This window comes from Pannonibacter indicus (genome assembly GCF_001418225.1).
Classification (GTDB): Bacteria; Pseudomonadota; Alphaproteobacteria; order Rhizobiales; family Stappiaceae; genus Pannonibacter; species Pannonibacter indicus.
In genome coordinates this window covers 362,564-386,683 of sequence record NZ_LIPT01000002.1, presented here as the reverse complement: position 1 = coordinate 386,683, position 24,120 = coordinate 362,564, and the positions used below count along the sequence as shown (strand labels likewise).

Annotated in this window: 21 protein-coding genes and 1 pseudogene; 6 read left to right on the top strand and 16 right to left on the bottom strand. The window is 61.3% G+C overall.

Features of this window, described 5'->3' with window-relative positions; translation table 11 throughout:
- Positions 1 to 23: 23 nt before the first annotated feature.
- The gene (locus ASC48_RS04730) at positions 24 to 407 is read right to left on the bottom strand and encodes a YraN family protein (protein WP_055454629.1); all 384 of its coding nucleotides are present in this window, start codon (positions 405 to 407) and stop codon (positions 24 to 26) included.
- Positions 404 to 1,348, bottom strand: a complete 945-nt coding sequence (gene rsmI / locus ASC48_RS04725; protein WP_055454628.1) for a 16S rRNA (cytidine(1402)-2'-O)-methyltransferase — start codon at positions 1,346 to 1,348, stop codon at positions 404 to 406. The genes ASC48_RS04730 and rsmI overlap by 4 nt, the downstream gene beginning before the upstream one ends.
- Positions 1,349 to 1,468: 120 nt before the next feature.
- On the opposite strand from rsmI, the gene ASC48_RS04720 reads away from it, so the two are divergent.
- Positions 1,469 to 2,731: a penicillin-binding protein activator gene (locus ASC48_RS04720; protein WP_082440006.1), complete on the top strand. Its 1,263-nt coding sequence runs from the start codon at positions 1,469 to 1,471 to the stop codon at positions 2,729 to 2,731.
- An 11-nt stretch (positions 2,732 to 2,742) separates the two neighbouring features.
- Positions 2,743 to 3,972: a bifunctional phosphopantothenoylcysteine decarboxylase/phosphopantothenate--cysteine ligase CoaBC gene (gene coaBC / locus ASC48_RS04715; protein ID WP_055454627.1), complete on the top strand. Its 1,230-nt coding sequence runs from the start codon at positions 2,743 to 2,745 to the stop codon at positions 3,970 to 3,972.
- A gap of 2 nt (positions 3,973 to 3,974) precedes the next feature.
- Here the strand turns inward: coaBC and ASC48_RS04710 are convergent, their stop codons facing one another.
- On the bottom strand, positions 3,975 to 4,529 hold the full coding sequence (locus tag ASC48_RS04710) for a sugar transferase (RefSeq protein ID WP_072242527.1): 555 nt from the start codon (positions 4,527 to 4,529) through the stop codon (positions 3,975 to 3,977).
- A 170-nt stretch (positions 4,530 to 4,699) separates the two neighbouring features.
- Positions 4,700 to 5,439 (bottom strand): annotated as a pseudogene (locus tag ASC48_RS04705) (IS5 family transposase).
- A 50-nt stretch (positions 5,440 to 5,489) separates the two neighbouring features.
- Between ASC48_RS04705 and ASC48_RS04700 the strand changes: the two are divergent.
- Positions 5,490 to 6,674 (top strand): sulfotransferase, encoded by a 1,185-nt coding sequence (locus ASC48_RS04700; protein WP_055454626.1) that lies wholly within the window; start codon positions 5,490 to 5,492, stop codon positions 6,672 to 6,674.
- Positions 6,675 to 6,774: 100 nt separating this feature from the next.
- Here the strand turns inward: ASC48_RS04700 and ASC48_RS04695 are convergent, their stop codons facing one another.
- Positions 6,775 to 7,911, bottom strand: a complete 1,137-nt coding sequence (locus tag ASC48_RS04695; RefSeq protein WP_072242526.1) for a glycosyltransferase family 4 protein — start codon at positions 7,909 to 7,911, stop codon at positions 6,775 to 6,777.
- A 225-nt stretch (positions 7,912 to 8,136) separates the two neighbouring features.
- Here ASC48_RS04695 and ASC48_RS04690 point away from each other — a divergent pair, with 225 nt between their 5' ends.
- Positions 8,137 to 9,051, top strand: a complete 915-nt coding sequence (locus ASC48_RS04690) for a glycosyltransferase family 2 protein (RefSeq protein ID WP_055454624.1) — start codon at positions 8,137 to 8,139, stop codon at positions 9,049 to 9,051.
- Here the strand turns inward: ASC48_RS04690 and ASC48_RS04685 are convergent.
- The 10 genes from ASC48_RS04685 to gmd all read right to left on the bottom strand — a co-directional run bounded on the left by ASC48_RS04685 (position 9,041) and on the right by gmd (position 19,784).
- A complete protein-coding gene (locus ASC48_RS04685) occupies positions 9,041 to 10,102 on the bottom strand; it encodes a glycosyltransferase family 2 protein (protein WP_055454623.1) in 1,062 nt (353 codons plus the stop codon). The genes ASC48_RS04690 and ASC48_RS04685 overlap by 11 nt on opposite strands.
- Positions 10,099 to 10,941: an alpha-1,2-fucosyltransferase gene (locus ASC48_RS04680; RefSeq protein ID WP_167345115.1), complete on the bottom strand. Its 843-nt coding sequence runs from the start codon at positions 10,939 to 10,941 to the stop codon at positions 10,099 to 10,101. The genes ASC48_RS04685 and ASC48_RS04680 overlap by 4 nt, the downstream gene beginning before the upstream one ends.
- Before the next feature lie 43 nt (positions 10,942 to 10,984).
- Positions 10,985 to 12,301 (bottom strand): glycosyltransferase family 4 protein, encoded by a 1,317-nt coding sequence (locus ASC48_RS04675; RefSeq protein WP_072242524.1) that lies wholly within the window; start codon positions 12,299 to 12,301, stop codon positions 10,985 to 10,987.
- Positions 12,298 to 13,272, bottom strand: coding sequence for a glycosyltransferase family 2 protein (locus ASC48_RS04670; protein ID WP_167345114.1), 975 nt, complete (start codon positions 13,270 to 13,272; stop codon positions 12,298 to 12,300). Before ASC48_RS04670 ends, ASC48_RS04675 begins: the two co-directional genes overlap by 4 nt.
- Before the next feature lie 336 nt (positions 13,273 to 13,608).
- Positions 13,609 to 14,457, bottom strand: coding sequence for a glycosyltransferase (locus tag ASC48_RS04665; RefSeq protein ID WP_082440005.1), 849 nt, complete (start codon positions 14,455 to 14,457; stop codon positions 13,609 to 13,611).
- Entirely contained in the window at positions 14,457 to 15,719 is a 1,263-nt protein-coding gene (locus ASC48_RS04660) for an ABC transporter ATP-binding protein (RefSeq protein ID WP_055454618.1), read from the bottom strand. Before ASC48_RS04660 ends, ASC48_RS04665 begins: the two co-directional genes overlap by 1 nt.
- 3 nt (positions 15,720 to 15,722) lie before the next feature.
- Positions 15,723 to 16,571, bottom strand: coding sequence for an ABC transporter permease (locus ASC48_RS04655; protein WP_055454617.1), 849 nt, complete (start codon positions 16,569 to 16,571; stop codon positions 15,723 to 15,725).
- Between the two features lie 29 nt (positions 16,572 to 16,600).
- Entirely contained in the window at positions 16,601 to 17,788 is a 1,188-nt protein-coding gene (locus ASC48_RS04650; RefSeq protein ID WP_055454616.1) for a DegT/DnrJ/EryC1/StrS family aminotransferase, read from the bottom strand.
- Complete coding sequence (locus tag ASC48_RS04645; RefSeq protein WP_055454615.1) at positions 17,769 to 18,713, bottom strand: GDP-L-fucose synthase family protein; 945 nt, start codon at positions 18,711 to 18,713, stop codon at positions 17,769 to 17,771. The genes ASC48_RS04650 and ASC48_RS04645 overlap by 20 nt, the downstream gene beginning before the upstream one ends.
- 3 nt (positions 18,714 to 18,716) lie before the next feature.
- On the bottom strand, positions 18,717 to 19,784 hold the full coding sequence (gene gmd / locus ASC48_RS04640; RefSeq protein WP_055454614.1) for a GDP-mannose 4,6-dehydratase: 1,068 nt from the start codon (positions 19,782 to 19,784) through the stop codon (positions 18,717 to 18,719).
- A gap of 259 nt (positions 19,785 to 20,043) precedes the next feature.
- Between gmd and asnB the strand changes: the two genes are divergently transcribed.
- A complete protein-coding gene (gene asnB, locus ASC48_RS04635; RefSeq protein WP_055454613.1) occupies positions 20,044 to 21,990 on the top strand; it encodes an asparagine synthase (glutamine-hydrolyzing) in 1,947 nt (648 codons plus the stop codon).
- A gap of 25 nt (positions 21,991 to 22,015) precedes the next feature.
- Here asnB and ASC48_RS04630 read toward each other — a convergent pair whose 3' ends face one another.
- On the bottom strand, positions 22,016 to 22,489 hold the full coding sequence (locus ASC48_RS04630; RefSeq protein ID WP_055454612.1) for an Lrp/AsnC family transcriptional regulator: 474 nt from the start codon (positions 22,487 to 22,489) through the stop codon (positions 22,016 to 22,018).
- 118 nt (positions 22,490 to 22,607) lie between these two features.
- Here ASC48_RS04630 and ASC48_RS04625 point away from each other — a divergent pair, with 118 nt between their 5' ends.
- Positions 22,608 to 24,047, top strand: coding sequence for an aminotransferase class V-fold PLP-dependent enzyme (locus ASC48_RS04625; RefSeq protein WP_244270002.1), 1,440 nt, complete (start codon positions 22,608 to 22,610; stop codon positions 24,045 to 24,047).
- The last annotated feature ends 73 nt before the right edge of the window (positions 24,048 to 24,120 follow it).

The window sequence follows — 24,120 nt, the reverse complement described above, 5'->3', positions numbered from 1 at the left end:
AGACGCAAAACCAGCGCGAGACTTCAGGCCAGTCCGTCCGGCCGGAAGGCGTCCATCACATGTTCGGGCCAGCGGAAGGGCACGACCAGAACCAGATCGAACCGCAGCGTCTGCGCGGCAAGATGCGGATGGTGCAGCAGATAGATCTGCGCGGCACGGATGATGCGGTTGCGGGCGGTGGGGGTGACCGCTTCCAGCGCCGCGGAGCGGGTGCGCCGGGCCTTTACCTCGACAAAAGCCACCACATCGCCCCGTTCGGCAATGAGATCCACCTCACCGGTCGAGGCCTTGAAGCGGCGCTCCAGAATGCGCCAGCCGCGCAGGCGCAGCGACAGGGCAGCGAGGCTCTCGGCCAGATGACCCAGCCGGTAGGCTTTCCGCCGCTTGTCCTGCCGCTGGCGCTTCATGACTCTGCCTCTTCCGTGCCGTCCTCGCCCTGCCCGTTCCCGGCGGCTGCCTTCAGCGCCAGCGCCAGCTTGTAAACCTCGTTCCGGTCCAGCCCCGTGCGCTTCGCCACGTCCTTGGCGGCGGCGGCAACGGGCATGCCGGCAAGGGCCCCGGTGAGCAGCGCTTCCACATCGGCGGCATCTTCCTCATGAGCCTGCACCTCCGGCGGGCCGATGAGAACGACGATTTCGCCCTTGGGCGGGTTTTTTTCATAGAAAGCCGCCAGTTCCGGCAGTGTGCCGCGCTGGAAGGTTTCGAACTTCTTTGTCAGCTCGCGGGCGACCACCGCAGCCCTGTCGCCCAGCACCTCAGCCATGGCGGCGAGAGAGGCAGCCAGCCGGTGGGGCGATTCGAAAAAGGCAAGGGTGGCCGGAATGGCCGCCAGCTCCGCCAGCCGGCGGCTGCGCTGGCCTGCCTTCTGCGGCAGGAAGCCCGCAAAAAGCAGCGTATCGCTGGGCAGGCCGGAAGCGACCAGCGCGGCAAGCGGCGCAGAGGCACCGGGAATGGGGATGACCCGGTAGCCGGCTTCCAGCACATCGCGCACCAGCCGGTAGCCCGGATCGGAAACCAGTGGCGTGCCGGCATCAGAGACCAGCGCCACCGCCTTGCCTTCGGCCAGCGCCGCCAGAAGCCGCGGGCGCTGCCGCTCTGCATTGTGCTCGTGATAGGGCAGAAGCGGCGCCCGAAGCCCGAAGCGCTGGGCCAGCGTCGCCGTGACGCGCGTGTCCTCGCAGGCAATCACATCTGCGCCAGCCAGAGTTTCCAGGGCGCGCAGCGTAATGTCACCAAGATTGCCGATCGGCGTCGAGACGACATAGAGCGCGGCCTCCTGCCGGGGCGCCTCGACCACCTGTCCGGCAACAAAATAACGCCGTTCTGGCGGGGCTTCAGCCATCATCATGTCAAAACTCCGGGCAACAACAGCTTGAGGGCTGTCCAACACATGATCCAGTCTCGTGAAACTGGACAGGAACGTTCTGAATTCGTAAAGGTTTTTGAACGCGGACGCGAGGAGGCCATAGTGCAAAACACGATTGAAGCCGCCAAGGGCATGAAAACAGCATCCCCAGATGCGTCCGGACGCGGTTTTCTGCGCCGGAGCCGGCTTCGGTTTGCCGCTCTTGCCGGGGCGCTCGGCCTTCTGGCGGGCTGCATGCCCTCCACCATGGGGCCGGTTCAGGACAACTCCTCCTTCCCGGCGACCCCGGCCTCGCCGACCGTGGCAGGCGAGATGATTGGCGACGGGTCGATTCGCGTCGGCCTGCTGCTGCCGCTCAGCGGCGGCGGCTCTGCCTCCTCCATCGCCACCACTTTCAAGAATGCCGCACAGCTGGCGATCAGTGATTTTCAGGGCTCCAACATCCAGCTTCTGGTGAAGGATACGCAAGGCACGGCGGAAGGCGGGCGCGCGGCGGCCGAAGCGGCCATGTCGGAAGGGGCCGAGCTGCTGCTCGGGCCGGTCTTTGCTCCCGCCGTCACCGGTGCCGCCAATGCGGCGCGCAATGCCGGCATCCCGATCGTCGCCTTCTCCAGCGACACGTCTGTTGCAGCCCCCGGCGTCTATCTGCTCAGCTTCCTGCCTGCCGGCGACGTGCGCCGGATCATCGGTTACGCGGCACAGCAGAACCGCAAGTCCTTTGCCGCGCTGTTGCCGGATGATGCCTATGGTGCTGTCGCCGAAGCGGCCTTCCGCCAGGAAGTGGGCCGTGTGGGCGGGCGCATCGTCGCCATCCAGCGCTACAGGCTGACGGGCAGCGACACGTCGGATCTGGCGGCCAAGGCGCAGCAGCTGGCTCCGAATCTGCCTCAGATCGACGCGCTGTTTGTGCCTGCGGGCGGTGGCGTCGCGCCTTTCGTAGTGCAGACGCTGGTGCAGCAGGGGGCGAACCTTGGCACGGTCAAGCTGCTCGGCAGCGGCCAGTGGGAAACCCAGCAGGTGACCAACAGCCCGATGATGGCCGGCGCCTGGTTCCCCGGCCCGGAAAAGAGCGGCTTTGATGCTCTGGCCAGCCGCTATCAGGCTGCCTATGGCAGCCCGCCGCCGCGCAATGCCTCGCTTGCCTATGACGGCACCATCCTTGCCGCCGGGCTCGTGCGCTCCGCCGGGCCCCAGCGCTTTGCCACGCAGACGCTGACCAACCGCGACGGCTTCCTTGGCATCGACGGCGTGTTCCGCTTTCTGCCGAATGGCCAGAATGAGCGTGGCCTCGCGGTCTATGAAATCACCGGTTCGGGCGTGAAGCCTGTCTCCCCGGCTCCGCGCGATTTCCGCAGCCCCAGCTGAGAAAGCCCATCATGACCGGCGGAAAACGGGTTCTCCTGATCATCGGCGGCGGCATCGCCGCCTACAAGTCGCTGGACCTGATCCGCCGCCTGCGCGAACGCGGCGTGAAGGTGAAGGTGGTGATGACAGCCGCCGCGCAGCAGTTCATCACTCCTCTTGCGGCCGGAGCGCTGACGGCTGAAAAGGTCTACACCGACCTCTTCGACCGGGAGGCGGAACAGGATGTCGGCCACATCCGCCTTGCCCGCGACACCGGTCTCATCATCGTGGCGCCAGCCACGGCGGACCTGATGGCCAAGATGGCGCAGGGCCTTGCCGGGGATCTCGCCAGCACCGTGCTTCTGGCGACCAACCGGCCCGTGCTGGTGGCCCCGGCGATGAATCCAGCCATGTGGGCGCACCCGGCGACGCAGCGCAATGTGGCCACTCTCAAGGCCGATGGCATTGCCTTCATTGGCCCGGAGAGCGGCGAAATGGCCGAGAGCGGCGAGGCAGGCCTTGGCCGCATGGCCGAGCCGCTGGCCATTGCCGAAAGGGCGCTTGAGCTTCTGGAAGCCGGCAGCGCGCCGCAAGCGGGACCGCTCAGCGGGAAGCATGTGGTCATCACCTCCGGGCCGACCCACGAGCCGATTGATCCGGTGCGCTACATCGCCAACCGCTCGTCCGGCAAGCAGGGCCACGCCATTGCTGCAGCAGCTGCCGAAGCTGGAGCCCGGGTGACGCTCATTTCCGGCCCTGTCACCCTGCCCGATCCGGCCGGCGTCACGGTCATCCATGTGGAAACAGCCAAGGACATGCTGGCGGCTGTCGAAGCGGCACTGCCCGCCGACGTGGCCATCATGGCCGCAGCCGTTGCCGACTGGCGTGTGGCGCAGGAAGGCAGCGAGAAGATCAAGAAGGACGGTACGGGCCAGCCCCCTGCCCTGGCGCTGGTCGAGAACCCGGACATCCTCTCCACGGTCGGGCACCTTGCCGGCAACCGCCCAAGGCTGGTCGTCGGCTTTGCCGCCGAAACACAGAACCTCATCGCCAATGCGCAAGGCAAGCTGCAGCGCAAGGCCGCAGACTGGATCGTCGCCAACGATGTCAGCCCATCCACGGGCGTGATGGGCGGCGACGCCAATACGGTGCGCATCGTCACCCATGACGGCATCGAGGACTGGCCGACCCTCGGCAAAACCGAAGTCGCCCGGCGGCTGGTGGCGCGGATCGCGGCGGCGCTGGAAGCCGCTGAGGGCTGAGATCAGCCGGCGCGTATGCGGTCGCCGCTGCCCGATCCTTTGATGGTCTTGAGGATGTAGCGGAAATAGGCGGAAAGGCTCAGGTCCTTCAGCATCCGCGCATCGGTTTCCGCCAGCAGCTGCGGTGTGGACATGTCGATACCGTTGATCTGGGCGAGCCCTGTGATACCCGGCCGCGCGTCAAAGACGCCGCGCGCTGCGCGCTCAGTGATCAGTTCTGTCTGGTTGAACAGGCAGGGCCGCGGGCCGACAAGACTCATCTCCCCCTTCAGCACGTTCCAGAGCTGCGGCAGTTCATCGAGTTTCGTGCGCCGCAGAAAATGCCCCAGCTTCGTCACCGCACGCGGATCGGCCTGATGGGTGGCCACGGATGCCGTATCCGGCCGCATGGTGCGGAACTTGACGAGGGTAAACGGCCTCTGCCCCCGCCCCACCCGCTCCTGGCGGAACAACGGCGAGCCCGTGTCAAACCAGCCCACCACCCAGAGAACAGCCAGAACGGGCAGGCCGATGAGCAGCCCGGACACAGACAGGATCACATCAAAAGCACGAATCATGCTGCACCATAGTCCCAGCAAAACGAATTGCGAAAGCCGGAGATATCAGCAACGGCATCTTCCGCAAGGAAGCAAGAGGGCTATAGCAGCTCCGGCGCGCGATAGTCACCGGAAGCGGCTCCGTTGCACAAATCGGGTGAGAGGCAGAGCTCACCTTTTCCCGGACAGACTTATCCAAAGGCTTCCGTGACGGGGATTCCGAACGCGGTGAAGCCGTTGAGCACGGTCACACGAACCTGGAACTCTGCGACCTGACGATCAAAGTCCCGTGCGGACAGGCGCTGGCCCAGCAGCTTGACGCAATGCATCTTGGTTTCGGCGCGGCTTCGGCGGTGACGGTGGCGATCTCCTGGCCGGGCGGGATCTGGTTGAGCAGTCCGGGCAGCATGGGCGCGTCGCCCACGTCACTGGTGGTGAACTCGGCAGCCCGAATTTCCGGTGTTTTCTCGTCGATCCCGATGTGGATCTTGGGCCAGACCCGCCATTTGGGGCCACCATGCTTGTGCGCGTTCCATTCACCCTCGCCTTCGACCTTGATGCCCGTGCTGTCGATCAGCAGGTGCAGCGGACCGTCCGAACCACGTTAGGGGATGTTCACCTTCAGGGTCTTCTGCCGCCGAGACAGCGTGCTGAAGTCAGGCACTGCCCAGTCCAGGCCGATCAGGCGCAGGAGGCGTTCGACGAACCCGGCCGTCTGGCGCAGGGCGATGCCGAACAGTACCTTCATGGTCAGGCAGGTCTGGATCGCGGCATCACGGTAGTCCGGCTGGCGCCCGCGCTTGCCGGTCGGCGTGGCGACCCAGGTCATGGCGGGATCGAATCAGATCTTCAGCGAGCCTCGGTGCTTGAGCGCTTTGTTGTAGGCCGGCCAGTTCCTGGTCTTGCAGGCAGGGGGTGTCGGTCTGCTCATGAGCCCCAGCTATCACGCTGGATTCACAAGATGAATTCCTCCCGCGATTTGTGCAACAGAGCCAATTCAAGCTGAAGGCAATCCGGGTCCTCTGGGATGGCGAAACGCTTTCAGAGACCAGTTATTGGGGTCATTCCGCCACAACCTCAAGCTACAGCTTTTCGATCAACGCAGGTCTCATCGGGACGGGGCCACACTGTGACCTGACGGTCGTTCTTTATCTGGAGAACACTGGGGCTGATGAGGAGGATCTCCCTCATGCCGTCTATTTCAGCGCAGGGACGATCAAGGTCGAGCGTGTGGCTCCTGCATGGAGCCGTGACAGCGCCGGGGATCCGGCGGCGATCCACCCGCTTCTTGTGTCTGGACTGGGCCGCAGCGGCACGACGCTGCTGATGAAGCTCCTGCTGTCCCACCCCAAGATCGCCGGCTGGGATGTTCATCCCTATGAAGGTCAGGCAGCCCAGTACTGGCTGAATGCTGCCCGCATTCTGCTGCAGCCCCGCGATGTCCGGCCGGACGTTCCGGTAACGGCATTTCAGCAGGCCATGAACAAGATCTTCCGCAATCCGTTCCTCTCTCATCCGTTCATGGCGGATCCGGCAGAGCACAATCCGGTTCTGGAATGGGCCGATCATACCCATGTTCCTCAGACAATCGAGTTCTTCAAACGTCAGATTGACCAATATTACAAGGCACTCGCCAAGGAATGCGGGAAAGACGGAGCCGTGTTCTTCGCAGAGAAGACGCAGCCGAACATGCACTCCGAGATCTTCAATGAAGTCTACGGGAATCCGGCAGAGCTCACACTTGTCCGGCATCCATTCGACGTGCTTTGTTCTGTCCGATCATTTTTCCCGCAAGTGGAGTTCTACAAGACGGATGAATATATTTCTGCGCTGAAACTCGGTTATGAGCGCATGCTTTACAGGCTTGATCTGGAAGACCGCAGGAACAAGGTGATCCTGTATGAGGACATGATCTCTTCACCGCAGGAAACAATGTCCGGTGTGTTTAAGTTCATTGGGCTGGAGGCATTTGAAATGCCTGCCTCAGGCGCAACGGATGGGGCGGCGAATTCACACATCACCAGCGCCAGTTCGGAAAGCTCCGTCCATCGCTGGAAGCAGGACCTGTCCGCGAGCGATCAGGATCTGGCAAAAGCGGTGTTTGAGAGCACGATGAAGAAGATGGCAATGCATTTGCCGGGCTTCGATCCGGGATACCCTGTCTGATACCAGGGCTCTGAATCCAAGTCTCGATGAGCTCGTCTCATCGGGATCTGGTCAAGCACCTGCGGCGCTTGGACTCCGCCACGGCGGGGCCGGCTCGTTATCAGAAAAGTTCGTGGTATACGGCCCGCGTCTGCTCGATAATCGCCTCTTCCGCAAATTCCGCCTCTGCCTTGTGCCGTCCGGCCTCGCCCATGCGGGCGCAGGTGGCGGGGTCCTGAAGCAGGCGGCGGATGGCGGCAGTGAGAGCGGCGGCGTTGCGCGGCTCCACCAGCAGGCCGGTGCCCCCGTCTTCCACGGCCTCGCTGCAGCCGGGCATGGTGGTGGTCACCACGGGCCGGGCACAGGCCATCGCCTCGATCAGCACCTTGGGAATGCCTTCGCCATAATAGGAGGGCAAACAGAAGATATGCGTGGCGGCCAGAACCTCAGGCATGTCGGACCGGTAGCCCCACCATTCCACCACGCCCTCGGCCACCCAGGCCTCAAGCTGCTGGCGGGATACGGATGAGGGGTTCTTTTCATCCGGGCGGCCAGTCAGCACGAAGCGTGCAGATACACCGTCCGCCCGCAGCCGGCGTGCCGCTTCCACAAATTCGCCAATGCCCTTGTCCCACAGCAGGCGCGAGGCCAGCAGCACAACGGGCGCGCCGTCCGGCAGCGGCGTGGCAGCATAGCTGGAAAGATTGACCCCGGCACTGCGGATCAGGCGAACCTGCGACGGGTCAAGCAACCCATTGTGGGTGAGGGCGGCCGCATCATGGCTGTTCTGCACGATGACCCGGCTGCGCGGGTTGCCCAGAAGCAGGCGAAAGAGGCCACGCATCACAGGCCGCAGGACCCGGGCCTTGCGCGAGGTGGAGGAAAACACAAAACCGAGGCCGGCGAGGGCGTTGACGATGGCCGGAACGCCGGTCAGCCGCGCTGCCAGCGCGCCATAAAGCACCGGCTTCAACGCCACATGATGCACCAGAGCGGGCTTCTCGGCGCGGTAGATCCGCATCAGTTCGGCAATGGACCGCAGATCCCGGAACGGATTGAGGCCGGAACGGTCCATGTGCTGCAGCGGGATGACGCGAACCCCTTCAGCGGAGATCACCGCCTCGTCCCCGTTGGTCCGTGCCGCCAGGACCACCTCATGCCCGGCCCGCACCAGCGCCGCCGCCAAAGGCAGCCTGTGTGAGCGGAAGTACCAGTCTTCCGAAACAACAAACAGGATTTTCGGCTTAGGCAATGACATGAAAACCAGTATGGGATGACAGGAATGCTCCACCTTCGCTCAACCCTTACGGATGTTTGGCAGGCAGGGCAAGTGAACTCGCAGAGGCTGCGCACTTGCATGCGCGGCTTCCGCCTAATAATTGCTGTGATCATCGCGCGCCAGCCTACTGCGCGGGAGCCAATGATTTAGCATGTCCATGCAGGAGTTCCGTCCATCGGCCACTGCCCGCTTAGAAGAACCCATATGACGGCAACGATCCCGCTGACCTTTGTCATTCCCTCCTATGGCCGCCAGAAGAAGCTGGAGCGGGCGGTGGCGAGCATTCTGGCGCAAGGTGTGCTGCCGGAGGAGATCATCGTCGTTGATGATGCCTCGCCGGAACCGCTTGTGCTGCCGGAGGCGGTGGCGGCAACAGGCCGGGTGCGGCTGATCCGCCAGCCGGTCAATGGCGGGGCGGCGCAAGCGCGCAACACGGGGATGGAAGCGGCGCGCACGGACTGGGTGAGTTTCCTCGACAGCGACGACTGGCTGCTGCCGGACACGCTGCAGCCGCGCTGGCACTTTCTGCAGGAGGGGGAGGACCGGACGGCGGAAAAAGGACGCACGGTCTATGGCTGCGGCTGGCAGGACACTCTTCCCGATGGCACGGTGCTGCGCGAGCGTATCCCCCTGCCCGCCCATGGGCCGGCGGATTTCTTCCGTGGCTGCTGGTTCTCGCCCGGCTCCTGCATCATCCTCAACCGGCAGAAGGTGCTGCGGCTCGCAGGCGGGGCGGACGGCAGCCTGCGGCGGCTAGAGGATTATGAGTGGTTTGTGCGCATCGGTCTGGCGGGTTTTGTGCTGAAGGTGCAGGACATGGCCGGAGCCGGTATCGAACGGGGCAGCAACACCAGCCTTGCCGCCGTCAGCGCGGCAGCAGATGCAATCAGCCTGCGCATTGCCGGTCTCACGAGGGACCGGCAGGACAAGGCGGTTTTGCGGCGGCGGGCCAATGCCTATCTGCGTTATGAAAGGGCGGCATCCGCCTGGCGGGAAAAGCGCCTTGCGGCCTTCGCCCTGCTCATGGCCGGTTCCCTTGCCGCAAGCCCCAGGCTGAAGCTCTCTCCTCTGCCCGGCTGGACACTGCGCCATGCCCCGGCACGCCAGGTCAGACCCTGACCCGTGCCTTCACCTTGCGCCACAGCAGGCCGCATGTGGCCCGCGGATGCCGGCGCATGGCCTCGGCCAAGGCCTGGAAGGCAAGGCCATGGCTGCGGTTGCGCACCGCGCCATTGAGCAGCCGCATGAGAAAATCGCACATCACCGTTTCGCGCCGTGCCTGCGGGCTCAGCTGCCCGTAGTGTCGCCAGGCTGTCTCCAGCTCATCACGGGCGGCGAGCGACAGATGCGCGTGGCGCAGCACGAAGAGGGCGGCCTCCACATCCTGGCGCAGATGCGCGGGAACGGCCTCGATCAGTCCCGCGTGCAGCTTTTCCGCCCCGCTGGTGGGGTCGGCCAAGCCCGCCACACGGGCCCGGTGCGCCAGCAGGGCCACCATGGTGCCCAGTTCCTGTGTATTCCTGTGGACAGCGGACACATTGGCGCCGTGCATGCGGTAGTTCAGCAAGGGCTGCGGCAGGTTGGCGATGCCATAGCCCAGCTCGCTGATGCGCAGCCACAGGTCATAGTCTTCACAATGGGAAAAGAGCTTGCGGTAGCCTCCGGCCTTCAGCACGGCCTCGCGCCGCATCATGACGGTGGGGTGGGCCACGGGACAGCCATGTTCCATGAAACGCGCTGCCTCCGACACGCTGACCGGATAGTCCCCCAGACGGATGGTCCGGCCGGCCTTGTCCATGATGCGGATGAAGCTGCCCAGTACACCCAGTTGCGGCTCGGCTTCCATCCGGGCATGCTGAAGGGCAAAGCGCTTGGGCATGGCCACGTCATCGGCGTCCATACGGGCGATGAGCCCGGCCTGCGCCCGTTCGATACCCTCGTTCAGCGCCGAGACAAGCCCGCCGTTCGCCCGCTCCACCAGCACGATGCGCTGGTCCCGTGCGGCAAGCTCCCGCAGGATGGCACCGCTGCCATCGGTCGAGCCGTCATTGATGATGATCAGCTCGAAGTCCGTGAAGGTCTGCGCCAGAATGCTCTCTACAGCCTCGCGCACATAGGCTTCGCCGTTGTAGACCGGCAGAACGGCACTGATGGCGGGCTTCTGGCTCATTTCAGCAGGATCCAGTCATCGGGGTAAAGGTCGAGCACGTTGCAGCCGGCCAGCCTGTCCGGGGTGAACCAGCGGGCCGGGGCGATGACGCGCTTGTCCTCGGCGGGGTTCAGCCAGGCGCCCCACCAGGAATAGGAGCTGTTGGCCGTGATGTTGTGGCGGCAGCGCGCCATCAGGAACATGTCTTCCCAGGGCGCAGACGGATCGGAGCGCACCACATGGGCCCGCGGCAGGCCGGCAAAGGCTTGCGCAATGAAATCCGGCTCGTCGGAGAACAGGAAGAACTCCGCCTCCGGCCCCGCCAGTTCCTGCATCAGGGCAACGGCCCGGTCATAATAGCCCCGGTCCAGCGCTGCGCGCACGGCAGAGGCCGCCGCCGTCAGATAGTCGCCCCGGCGCACATGCAGCGAAACGCTGCAGGGCGAGGCGTCAATCTTCGCCGCCCAGCCGGCCGCAAGCTCCGTCAGCGGAGCGATGGGCTGAAACCTCTCGCGCAGCAGCGCCTCTGCGCCCTCGAAATAACGCGGGCTCTGGAAATAGCCGTCGAGCAGGATTTCATCACCCGTCAGGCTGAAGACAGCCGGATCGAAATGGAAATGCGGCTCCCGGTAGACGCCGTCACGGAACCTGTAGCCGCCATTCAGCTTGCGGAACACGCGGGCGGGCAGCGACCTTGAGACAGGCCAAGCCAACGGCGCGCCGGTGTAAAGGTCCTGCGGCACCTTGAGGCAGTCCAGCTGATAGGGCCATGTCCTGTAGGCCTCGAAGGCGGACACATCCAGCCGCAAGGCCCTGCCCTGCCGCTGCGCCAGCCCCAGCGCCGCCGCATACTGGAACATCTGGTTGCCCAAGCCGCCAGTAAGGCGGACGGCAACCGTGCCTTTACCTTGCAATATTATTCCCCCGACTTTCATCAAAGGCAATATTTTCAAAAATGCTCAGATATTCCATGGCAATATTGTCCCAGTTGAACTTCTGCACAACGCTTTGCCTACCCCGCTCCGACATTGCCTTCATTCCGCGCTCGTCAGATATCACTTGCAAGATCGCGAAGGCCAATACTTCTGGATCAACCCGTGTGTAGCCTTCAGTATCAACAGGTGCATCACAGATCGTGCCACCTTGTGTCCAGGCTGAGATCTCCTTCGAATTCCCGACGGGCACCGAGAGAAATGGCAAGCCAGCGGCGCACGCTTCGTAAAGTACAAGTGGAGAATACTCGATGTTCGATGCAAAAATAAACAGGTCCGAATTCAGAAAAGCTTGAACGAGTTCTTGTCTCGGAAGAGCCACTTCGACCACTTTTTTCTTCTGTTCGGGAGACCTGTTCAGCAGATCAGCAATATCATGGTCTCCGGCGGTCTTCCTTGAACTGCGCCGAAGCAGCTTGCGCATGACAACGCCGCCCAGCTCCTGTGTCCCCCGCCACCATCCCCGCGCCTTGTAGAGGCTGATAACCGCTGCAATACGTCCAGTCTTGATCGTGCCGGAATAAGGGCTGTTTCCATTTATGATCAGGACCGCCTCCCTGCCGCCGAAGTCAGCAGCAGCAAAAGCTTCCAGACATTCCCGATGCCCTTTCAGGCCCGTGGCCGATCCGACGGTCAGCAATACAAGGGCCGACGGTGAAATACCGTGCTTCTCTCTGAATTTATCATCCCGGGCGACAAGAAATTCGTCCAGGTCGGCCGCATTCGGAATGAGCACGCCATTCTGGAGCCCGTGCTGGCGGGCAAAATCAAAATCCCGATATGAATCGGCATGGTATACGCACACGTCGATATCATTCAGGACCTTCGGCATATGCTCATAGTATTTCTTCCATTGCCTAAGGTAAAGACCGGAATATCCGCAGGGCACAAAAACCTTCTTCGCGCTCATTTCATCAAGAATATCTATTGCAGCATCAAATGTCCATTGCTGTGCCGCGTAAAAAAGAATGACATCAAACCCGCCGTCGCGAAGAAATTCCCTGTAACTGTCCACTTCGCCGCGAATACCATAAGCCGCATTTCCAGTAATCTTGAACTGTGCAATTTTTACCGAATTGTGTTCTGTGCTCTGCCGGTGCTCTATCCATGACGTTGCAACAGTGACGTCATGACCGCGCGCCGCCATCCGCTCCGCCAAATGCCGGACGACCTGTTGCGAACCTCCCATGCTGGGATGATAGAATTCAACACAGAAAAGTATTTTCACTGGAAAACCTTTCTAAACAGCCATACAGGGAGGCGCCTCAACCGAAGATAAAATCTTCTCATGCCAAATCTGCTTGATATTTTACTTTTAATCTTCTTAAATTCCTTATCAAAATCGTCTTTAGCATCAGAGCGAGAAAGAATGCTAGACGCCGCCATTTGAAATATTTCAAATGCCTTTTTTTTATCTAAAATAATATCATTTATTTTTCGCGAATGCAGGATCATCGATATCTGCATACATTCTTTAAAACTATACTTATCTTTTACGTAGAAATGTATATTCTCCGCACTAAACATAAGTACTTTTTCAATGAACGGGTCTGCCCCAATTCTGGACAGACTTGATCCCACCTCTCTATAAATGGTCAACACCTCTGGAATATTTGCCACTTCGTATTTTTTTGCAATCCTTGACCAAAGCTCGTAGTCTTCAGGGGGCAATCTCCCTGAATCCTCAGTGTAGCACCCCAAATCATTCAAAACTTCTTTCCGTATCATCACAGATGAGTGGACGAATGGATTATCAAAGAGAAGATGAAGTTTGATTGCAGCCGAAGAATAAGGGTGTCTGTGATACCGGTCAGAGGGAAAAGAACCTTCATATATGTGAGCCCAGGTCCCAACCATGGCAACACCGGGGTTGTTTTCTAGAAAATTAAATTGCTTCTCAAGACGAGACGGCAGCATGAGATCATCATGATCCATTCTTGCAATATATGGCGCCTCTGCAAGAGCGATCCCCTTATTCAGGGTTGCCGGAAGCCCAATATTACTATGCCTGAATGCCTTGACCCTCGGATCAGAATAGCTTTTGATTATCTCCCACGTTTCATCCGTAGAGCCATCGTCGAGAACGATAATTTCAAAATCAGTCATGCTCTGGTCAAGGACTGATTTTATTGCATCCCGAACCAGATTTGCGCCATTATAAACTGGCAGCACGACTGAAACACGCGGTTTGGCAGACAACTTATGCGCTCCTTTGCGTATAAAACTTGACCAGAAACGACGTTAACAGACCAACCCCAGTATTTTTAAAATCGCAGTCTGTCGCGATGCGTCATTTTCCGGCCTCAAACCGCAGCCCAATCCAGAACGTGTGCAATCCCACCAGGCCGCCTGCCAAGCCAGTAGGGCGAGTCGCTCAACTCGCCAGCTAGCTGCAGCGGACCTGACTGTTTTTGCGAGGATGCAGCAGCGTTGAATGCAGGTATGATCATATCTACGGTTTCTTTACAGATCATGCTTGAGCTCTTGAACGTTTACTTTCGCTAGGGGATGATGATCCAACCATCCATTAGTATACTAAGCCTCAGATATAATGCGCATTGCCCTCAAGCAGCGACAAATTGAATAAAATGCAAGCAAGTCATATCTACCCTTAAATCTCGCGAAACCTCCACTATGATAAAAATAACGGCCAATCTGAAGAAATCTTAAGCATATCAAATTGAACAGCTTTGATTTTGCAAGAGAATGGACGAATTCCTTCTTGAGAATACGAAAAACCTCATCAAATTCGCGGTCGCGTCCCGTCCCTGAATGACCTGTCAGCGAGCCCTCATGCCTCCAGAAGTTCAGCATGACGGCATTTATATGCGATTTCTTGCTCGCCTTTTTTGCAAGGCGCAGGCCAGCTTCCAGATCACCCGCGATCTTGAAACTGTCATCAAACATAATGCCAAGAAATATCTCGCGCCGGATCAACATGGAAAAAAGGAGAACCTTCCCGTCGATCATCGAGAATTCGTCAAGCGCACAGCTCTTCTTGAAAATTGTCTCGCCTCTGCCATGTATCCGGATGTCAAAGGACACGGCCTCGATATCGCACTGACCGCCCAGATGACTCCTGACCGCGTCAAAGAAGGCCTCGTCCAGAAAGTCATCAGTTGCCAGAAATCCAATATACTGTCCCTTGGCAAGCCGGATGCCTTTGTTAAGGGCGTCATAAAGGCCTTTGTCCGGTTCGCTCATCCATCTGGCGTGAGGCTGGTTCTTCAGCTTCTCAACCGTCCCGTCCGTAGAACCGCCGTCGACAATGATGTGTTCTACCCATGGGCGCACATGCTCCGGAATGGATCCGGTGCAACGGTCGATGAAATCCACCCTGTTGTAGCACGGTGTAATGATGGAAATGAGTGGCGTATCAGTCATCAGCTGCAGTCTCCCGCTGTCCATTGGATTTGAGGTGCAATAATTCCGGGCCTCCACGCGCGCCAGTATGGGGATGCCAGATCATTGAGACTGATGGAAATCCGGTCTGATATCTGCGAACTGTCCGGGGCATAGACCCACTTGATGTTATGATAGCTTGCAATGAAGCGAATATCGTAATTGCCGGCATTGAATATTCTTGCAGGCAATCTGGCGGTCAATTGATACCTTCCGGCAGACTTGATCGGCCACGTATCAAATTCTGAATCCGTCGAAAGAGAGAAAAACAGGTCATTCCCAAGCTCATCATTGACCTGAACGCCAAAATTCAAAGAACGGTCATAGTTTTTTACTTCAACGTCGATCAGAACGCCGACTTCTTCTCCATCGCTGAAACTGACTTTCTTGTCCTTGTAGCTTTTACCGAAAGTGAAGAAGTCATGCAGAATGAAGTCTGCTTCTTCATAAGGAAGGTCCGCCCGCCATGGCTGCAGCGCGGCAGGAGTTGCTGCATAAGCTGCCAGGGCCGCATCCACATCATGGGTGTCCAGCTGCAGGCTGCCGCCGGACAGCCAGACGATGCGCGAACACAGCTGCCGGACGGCGCTCATGTTGTGCGAGACGAACAGCACGGTGCGGCCGGCGCTGGCGACGTCGCGCATCTTGCCGAGGCACTTGTTCTGGAAGTCCACGTCACCAACGGCCAGCACCTCGTCGATGATCATGATTTCCGGCTCCAGATGGGCGGCCACCGAGAAGGCGAGGCGCATCTTCATGCCGCTGGAGTAGCGCTTGATCGGCGTGTCGATGAAGGCCTCGATGCCGGAGAAGGCGACGATCTCGTCAAAGCGCGCCTTGATCTCGTGCTTTCTGAGGCCAAGGATCGTGCCGTTGAAATAGACGTTCTCGCGGCCCGTCAGCTCCGGGTGGAAGCCCGTGCCCACTTCCAGCAGCGAGCCCACCCGGCCATTGAGGATGGCCTCTCCGGTGGTCGGCGTGGTGATGCGGGAGAGGATCTTCAGCAGCGTGCTCTTGCCCGCGCCGTTGCGCCCGACGATGCCGACGACTTCGCCCTCGTTCACGTCGAAGCTGACATCCTTCAGCGCCCAGAACTCGCGCGCGCTGGCGGTGTCTGCTGCCGGTTCCGGGCGCTTGCGGGAGACAAGCGAGGCCAGAAGGTCGCGCAGGGTGTCATGCGCGGGGCCTGATCCGTTCAGCCTGTATTTCTTGCCGATGCCGTTGACACTGATGATGGGCGCCATGCGTCAGATCCTGTCAACAATGGCCGGCTCAAGCTTGCGGAAGGTCCGGAAGCCGAGGGTGAAGATGAGGGCGGTCCAGACCAGCAGGATGCCATAGGCCGAGAGGGACGGGAACGGGCTGCCCAGCAGCACCGCGCGGGCCGTGTCCAGCAGCGTTGCAACGGGATTGAACAGGAACAGCCACTGCCAGTTCTGTGGCACGAAACTGACCGGATAGATCACCGGCGTCACATACATGCCGATCTGCACGAAGAACGGCAGAGCGATGCTGATGTCCCGGTAGATGGCATTGATGGGCGACAGCATCAGCCCGATGCCATAGCCCAGCAGCCCGCCAAACAGCAGCAGCACGGGCAGCAGCAGCACGTAAGGCGTGGGCATGACGCCATAGATCAGCATCAGCACCAGCAGGATGGCCAGCGAGATGCCCAGCTCCACCGCGGCAGAGAGCGCCGGCACCAGCGGCAGGATCAGCCGGGGAAAGAACACCTTGGTGATGATGCCCTCATTCTTGACCAGCGAGCCGGAGGATTCCACCACCACCTTGCTGAAATACTGCCAGAACAGCAGCCCGGACAGAACAAATACCGGATAAGGCACGCCATCGGCCGGGATCTTCGCCAGAAAGCCGAAAATGAGCGTGAAGATCACCGTCGTCACCAGCGGCTGCATCACTGCCCAGGCCACGCCGACGACCGACTGTTTGTAGCGGATCTGGATTTCGCGCAAGGCCAGCGTCCAGGCAATATCCCGGTTCGACCAGACATCATGGATGCTGTCGGCAATCGTGTGGCGAGTCCGTGGACGGATCACGACGCGGGTCGCGCCGTGATCTGCAGGCGTGTCGGGCATCGGTTCGCTTCCGGTTTCTGGGCCTTGCCTCAGTTATTGGCCGCCGTTGCCACTGCATCGTCAAGCGCCTGCCGCAGCAGCGCGAATTCCTGATCGAGCGGATAATGATGGTTGCCGATGAACAGGCCCGAGCTGTCGATGATCTCCGCATTCGGCAGGTTGCCGCTGATGGAGTAGTCGAACCAGCGCAGGACCTCGTTCTTGGCGAAGTTGCCCGCCACGATCGGCCGTACATCGATCTTGTGACGGTTGAAGGCGGCGATCAGGTCTTTGCGGCTGACGGGCGCATCCGGTCCCACCAGCATGGAGAATCCGAACCAGCTGCTTTCGCCGATTTCCTGCTGCGTGCGCAGGAAGGGGAAGTCCGCCAGAACAGCCTTGAAGCCTTCGGCATTCTTGCGGCGCTCGGCGACAAGGTTCGGCAGCTTGCGCAACTGTGCAAGACCGATGGCACCGCTCATTTCCAGCGGACGCAGGTTGTAGCCCGGCAGCACGAAACGGAAGGATTCCGTGAAGGCGTCATCGCTCTTCGGCGTGGTGATCTTGTTGAACTTCGGCAGGTTCCGCGTCCAGCCATGGGCGCGCAGCGCCAGCAGGATGTGGTACAGCTCCTCGTCATCCGTCACCACCATACCGCCTTCCATGGTGGAAATGTGATGGCTGAAGAAGGCGCTGAACGTGCCCATGATGCCATGCGTGCCCGCCTGACGGCCCTCGAAGGTGGCGCCCATCGACTCGCAGTTGTCCTCGATGATGTCGATCTGCCGGTCACCGATGATCTGGCGGATGCGGGCAAAATCGTTGGGATTACCCAGAAGGTTCACCACCATGATCGCCCGCGTCGCCGGGGTGATTGCCCGTGCCAGCTGATCAAGGTCATAGTTCAGCGTGTTGATGTCCACATCCACGAAGCGCAGCTTCAGGCCGTACTGGTAGAGCGGATAATAGGTCGTGCTCCAGGATACGGCTGGCACGATGACTTCCGCACCCGGCAGCAGCGGGGCATCCTTGCGGTAACGCAGCGCGCCCACCATCACCAGGTTGGCGGAGGAGCCGGAATTGACCATGACGCAGTATTTGCTGCCGCACCAGTCCGCAAAGGCCTGCTCGAACTCGGCCACGCGCGGGCCCATCGAGAACATGCCCGATTCCGTCACGCTGCGGATCGCGGCGTATTCCTCTTCATCCCAGCTCGAATTAGCCAGCGGATAGGTCATTTGCGTCATCCAGTTTCAGGAAATACTCATAGGTCTGGCGGATGCCCTCGCGCAGCTCCGTGCGCGGGGCCCAGCCAAGATCCCGCTGGCGGGAAACATCCAGCAGCTTGCGCATCATCCCCACAGGCCGGGATGTGTCAAAGACGAAGCTGCCATCATAGCCGATCACATCGGCAGCGGCTTCATAATAGTCGCGCACGGACAGGTCTGTGCCGATGCCGATGTTCAGGTCGCCGGGCAGGGCCTCCACCCGGTCAAGGCAGAACAGGATGGCTTCGGCCAGATCGCCTGCGAACATGAACTCGCGGCGCGCCGTCCCGTCACCCCAGATTTCCACCTCACGCTGACCCGTCATCCGCGCCACGTGCAGCTTGCGGATCACCGCCGGCACAAGATGCGAGACCTTCGGGTCGAACTTGTCGTAACGGCCATAAAGGTTGCAAGGGATCAGCGTCTTGTACTGCAGCGCCGGATCTTCCTTGCGCATGTAGCTGCACAAACGGGCCGTGACGCATTTGGCCAGCGCATAGCCCTCGTTGGTCGGCTCCAGCGTGCCGCTCAGCACATCTTCCTCGCGCAGGGCATCGGGGCTGTTGCGCGGATACATGCAGGAGCTGCCAAGGTTCAGCACCGTCTGCACTCCGGCCTCACGGGCGGCCAGGAGCAGATTCTGCCCCATCGCCAGATTGCGGGTCAGGAAGGCCACGGGCTCGCGGATATTGGCCTGGATGCCGCCCACATGGCCGGCGCAGTGGACGATCACATCCGGCCCGTTCGCCCGCAGCCATTCAAGAACGGCGGCATGGTCCAGCAGGTTCACGCTGGCACTTGATGGAGCGAGCACCTCGTGGCCCGTCCCTTCAAGACGGTCCAGCAGGTTGCGCCCGACCATGCCCGATGCGCCGGTGACGAAGATCCGCGCCATGTGTCAGATCCCGGCCGGCTGGCTTCCCGCAGTGCGGCGGGCCTCTTCGAGATCGCTCGCCACCATTTCCTTCACAAGGTCATGGAACGGCGTCGTATGCTGCCAGCCAAGCTTTGCCTTCGCCTTGGAGGGATCACCCAGCAGCAGATCCACCTCGGTCGGGCGGAAATAGCGCGGGTCGATCTTCACCAGCTCGGCGCCGGTCTTGCTGTCGAGGCCGACCTCGTTCACGCCTTCGCCCTTCCAGACGATGGTGCGGCCGAGCTCGCCAAAGGCCAGTTCCACGAATTCACGCACGGAATGGGTCTCGCCCGTCGCCAGAACGTAATCGTCCGGCTCGTCCTGCTGCATGATCCGCCACATGCCTTCGACGTAATCGCGGGCATGGCCCCAGTCTCGCTTGGCGTCGAGGTTGCCGAGATAGAGGCTCTTCTGCTGGCCCAGTTCGATCGCGGCCACAGCGCGGGTGATCTTGCGGGTCACGAAGGTCTCGCCGCGGATCGGGCTTTCGTGGTTGAACAGGATGCCGTTCGAGGCGTGCATGCCATAGGCCTCGCGGTAGTTCACCGTGATCCAGTAGGCATAGAGCTTGGCGGCGGCATAGGGGCTGCGCGGATAGAAGGGGGTGGTTTCCTTCTGCGGCGTCTCCTGCACCTTGCCATAGAGCTCGGAGGTCGAGGCCTGATAGAAGCGGGTCTTGCCCTCCAGCTTCAGCAGGCGGATTGCTTCGAGAATGCGCAGCGTGCCGATGGCATCCGCGTTGGCGGTGTATTCCGGCGTTTCGAAACTGACCTGCACATGGCTCTGGGCGGCGAGGTTGTAGATCTCATCCGGCTGGATTTCCTGAATGATGCGGATGAGGTTGGTCGAATCCGTCATGTCGCCATAGACAAGGCGGAACTGCGTCTCGGACTCATGCACATCCTTGTAGAGATGGTCGATACGTCCCGTATTGAACGAGGATGACCGGCGCTTCACACCCCAGACGGAATAGCCCTTGGAGAGGAGAAGTTCGGCGAGATAGGCGCCGTCCTGTCCGGTCACGCCAGTGATGAGTGCTTTTTTCTGCAAGGTTCGATCCGTTGTTCCGGGCGCCTGCCACCGGGGCGGCGCGTCTCATATCTGCTCAGGAAACCTGCAGTCGTTTACACGATGCATGGCCACAACGACAACAAGGAAGATGCCCGCTTTTTCCATGTTCATGTATTGCTGCCGTGGCACAACTGCTGAACAGGCCTGTCTGGCCACCTGTTCCGGCTCCCCATTGCTCCTTTGACAAAGGCCGCAGCCGTTGTAGGAAAAGCAGAAAGTGGCAGGATGGATCACAGGCATGTGCGGCATTGCGGGACTGATGAACTTGACAGCGGGAGGCGATGCCTCCCGGGCGGCCGCCCAGTCCATGATCGGCTGCCTGCGCCATCGCGGCCCGGATGACAATGGTGTCTGGTCGGATGACGGCATCGCTCTGGCGCAGGCGCGCCTGTCCATCATCGATTTGTCGGCTGCCGGGCATCAGCCGATGTTCTCCGCCTGCGGCCGCTTCGTCATCGTTTTCAATGGCGAGATCTACAATCATCAGGATCTGCGCGAGAGCCTGGACCGTGCAGGCACGGCACCGCAATGGCGCGGGCATTCAGATACGGAGACCCTTCTCGCGGCCCTCGCTGCCTGGGGTGTACGTGCGGCACTGGAACAGTCTACCGGCATGTTCGCCTTTGCCCTCTGGGACCGGCAGGCCCGGATGCTGACTCTGGGCCGCGACCGGCTGGGCGAAAAGCCGCTTTATTACGGCTGGCAGGGCCGTAGCTTTCTCTTCGGCTCGGAGCTCAAGGCTCTTAGGGCCCATCAGGACTTTCAGGCGCCGGTAGACCGGAACGCGCTGACGCAGTTCATGCGGCTCGGCTATGTGCCTGCGCCCCACACGATCCATCAGGGCATCTTCAAGCTGATGCCGGGCACATTCGCGGTGCTGGCGCAGGACGCAGCACCCGGCACACCGCCGCAGGCGGAGACCTACTGGAGCGCGCAGGCCGCCGCAGCCCAGCCGCAGGACAGCGGCATGAGCGATGAGGAGGCCATCGCGACGCTCGAGCGGCTTTTGTCTCAGGCGGTTGCCAGGCAGATGGTGGCCGATGTGCCCCTGGGTGCTTTCCTCTCCGGCGGCATCGATTCCACCACCATCACCGCCCTGATGCAGGCCCACTCCACCCGGCCCGTGAAGACCTTCACCATCGGCTTTCATGAAGCCGGATATGATGAGGCCGTGCATGCGAAGGCCGTGGCGCAGCATCTGGGCTGCGATCACACTGAGCTTTATGTCAATGCCCGCGAGGCGATGGAGGTGATCCCGCGCCTGCCGCAGATCTATGACGAGCCCTTCGCCGATGTATCTCAGATCCCGGTGTTTCTGGTCTCGGCGCTGGCCCGCCGCCGCGTGACGGTCAGCCTGTCGGGTGATGCGGGAGACGAGCTTTTCGGCGGCTATAACCGCTACACCTGGGGCGTCAGCCTCTGGCGCAGGCTTGGCGGCATGCCGGCCGGGCTGCGGGCGGCAGGTGGAGCGGCGCTGCAGGGGGTGCCGCCGCATGGCTGGGACAGGCTCTTCTCCCTTGCCTCCCCCCTGCTGCCACGGGGGCTGCGGCAATCCGCTCCGGGCGCAAAGATTCACAAGCTCGCGGGCCTTGCCGGAGCGCGGAACCCGGAAGATCTCTACCGGCGGCTTATCTCCCGCTGGCAGGAGCCGCAGGCTCTGGTCAGGGGCGGCACTGAACCAGCGCTCACCTCCGCCGGAGGCTTGCAGGCGGGCGGCGGCAGCCTGCCTGAACAGATGATGCTCTTCGACCAGACCGGTTATCTGCCCGATGACATTCTGGCCAAGGTGGACCGCGCTGCCATGGCGAACTCGCTGGAAACGCGGGTGCCGCTGCTGGATCATGAAGTGGTGGAATTTGCCTGGCGCCAGCCGCTCCACCGCAAGATCCGCAATGGCGAAGGCAAATGGCTGCTGCGGCGCGTTCTTGACCGGCACGTGCCGCCGGCCCTGGTGGAACGGCCCAAGATGGGCTTTGCCGTTCCGGTGGACAACTGGCTGCGTGGCCCCTTGCGGGACTGGGCCGAGGCCCTGCTGAAAGAGGAGCGGCTTGAGAGCGAAGGCTATCTCGACGCAGGGATTGTCCGCCGGACATGGCGGGAGCATCTCTCGGGGCGCCGGGACTGGTCGCACCAGCTCTGGAGCGTTCTGATGTTCCAGGTCTGGCTTGAGAGCGTCAGCCTCTGACGTTTACACCAGAGACTGCCTGCCTTCACCGCTCCTTCGTCTCCCGCACCGGCAGGGGGCGTTGCTCTTCGATGGCTTCCATGGCGAAGTAGGAGGTGACGCTGTCGAGTTCGACGCCGGAGATCAGGCGGCGGTAGACGGCGTCGTAGCTGGCCATGTCGCAGGTGACGACTTTCAGCATGTAGTCATAGTCGCCGCCGATGCGGAAGAAGTCGATGACTTCCGGGATCTGCACCACGTGGCGCCGGAAAATATCCAGCCATTCCGCCGAATGGTGGCGGGTGCGGATCATCACGAAGACCACCAGATCAAGGCCAAGGCGTGTGCGGTCGAGCTGCACCGTCTGGCCGGTGATCACGCCGTCCTTCTTCAACGCCTGAATGCGGTTCCAGCAGGCGTTGGGCGACAGATGGACCTTCTCCGACAATTCGCGCTGGGTCAGGCTGCCATCCTCCTGCAGCGCCTTCAGGATGGCCTTGTTGAACTGATCAATCATCATGCGCCTTTTTCGAACAGATTCATGGCTATGGGGCGCGATGATGTGAAATGTGGGAACATATCTCAAGGCTGATCGCATAATTTTCGATGCATCAGTCTTTTTCCATTGGAACCATCCCATGCCGATGAGCCTTGAAGCCTTCCAGAGCAGCCTGCGCACCTCCTGCACCGTCGAGGCGCTCAGCGCCGGGCTGATCGGCGAGGGGGCGGAGATCGAGGGCGCTTTCGGGCCGCGCAGGATCACCTATGCGGATTACACTGCCTCGGGCCGGGCGCTGCGGCAGGTGGAGGAGTTCATCCTCGCCGAGGTTCTGCCGTATTATGCCAACAGCCACACGGAGGCCTCCTATTGCGGGGCACGGATGACCACGCTGCGCCGTGAAGCGCGGGCAGAAATCGCCCGCTGCACCGGTGCGGATGAAAACTACACGGTGATTTTCACTGGCTCCGGCGCCACGGCCGGCATCAACCGGGCGCTCAACCTGTTGGGCTTTGGCGGGGCAGGGCAGGAAGTTGGCCGCCCGGCGGTTCTCATCGGCCCCTATGAGCATCATTCCAACATTCTGCCCTGGCGCGAGAGCGGCGCGGACGTGATCGAGATTCCCGAAGCGCCGCAGGGTGGGCCGGACATGGAGGTGCTGGAGGCGGAACTTCTGCGCCTCAGGGACCGGCCGCTGGTGCTGGGCGCTTTCTCTGCCGCCTCCAATGTGACGGGCATTCTGACGGATGTGGATGCGGTGACGCGCCTGTTGAAGCGCAATGGCGCGCTCGCCCTCTGGGACTATGCGGGCGGCGGCCCCTACCTGCCCATCACCATGGCGCCAGAGGCGGACTGCGCCAAGGATGCGGTGGTGGTGTCGCCGCACAAATTTCCCGGCGGGCCGGGGGCGTCCGGTGTCCTGATCATCCGCAATGCGGCGGTGCGCGCAAATAAGCCCACATGGCCGGGCGGCGGCACGGTGTCTTTCGTCTCGCCCTGGGGCCATGACTATTCCGCCTCTCTGGCCGCGCGTGAAGAAGCAGGCACGCCGAATGTGCTGGGCGATATCCGCGCCGGCCTCGCCTTTGCGGTGAAGGATGCGGTGGGCTGCGACTTCATCCTCGCCCGTGACAAGGAGCTGGCCCGGATGGCTTTCGCGGCCTGGGACGGGCATCCTGCCTTGCGCATTCTGGCGGCGGATCAGCGGGACCGTCTGCCCATCTTTGCCTTTCAGGTGCTGGACCGGCAGGGTGCACAGGTGCATCCGCAGCTTTTCACCCGCATGCTGTCCGATTTTCACGGCATCCAGGCCCGTGGCGGCTGCGCCTGCGCCGGGCCTTATGCGCACCGGCTGCTGGGCATCTCTCAGGCGCGCTCGGAAAGCCTGCGCGCCTCGATCCAGGCGGGGGACGAGATCGAGAAGCCCGGCTGGACGCGGCTCAACTTCAGCTATCTGATGAGCGATGAAACCGCCCGTTTCATCCACCAGTCGGTCGCGGAACTGGCGGCCGAAGCGGGCGAGCGGGCAAAGCTCTATGTGGCCGACACGCGCACGGCCCGTTTCCGCAAGGCGGGCTGAGGGCTCGCTTATCGGGTGGCGCAGCAGCAGGGCCGGGGTTAGGGTCAGGATCTGACAATCACCGGACCTGCCG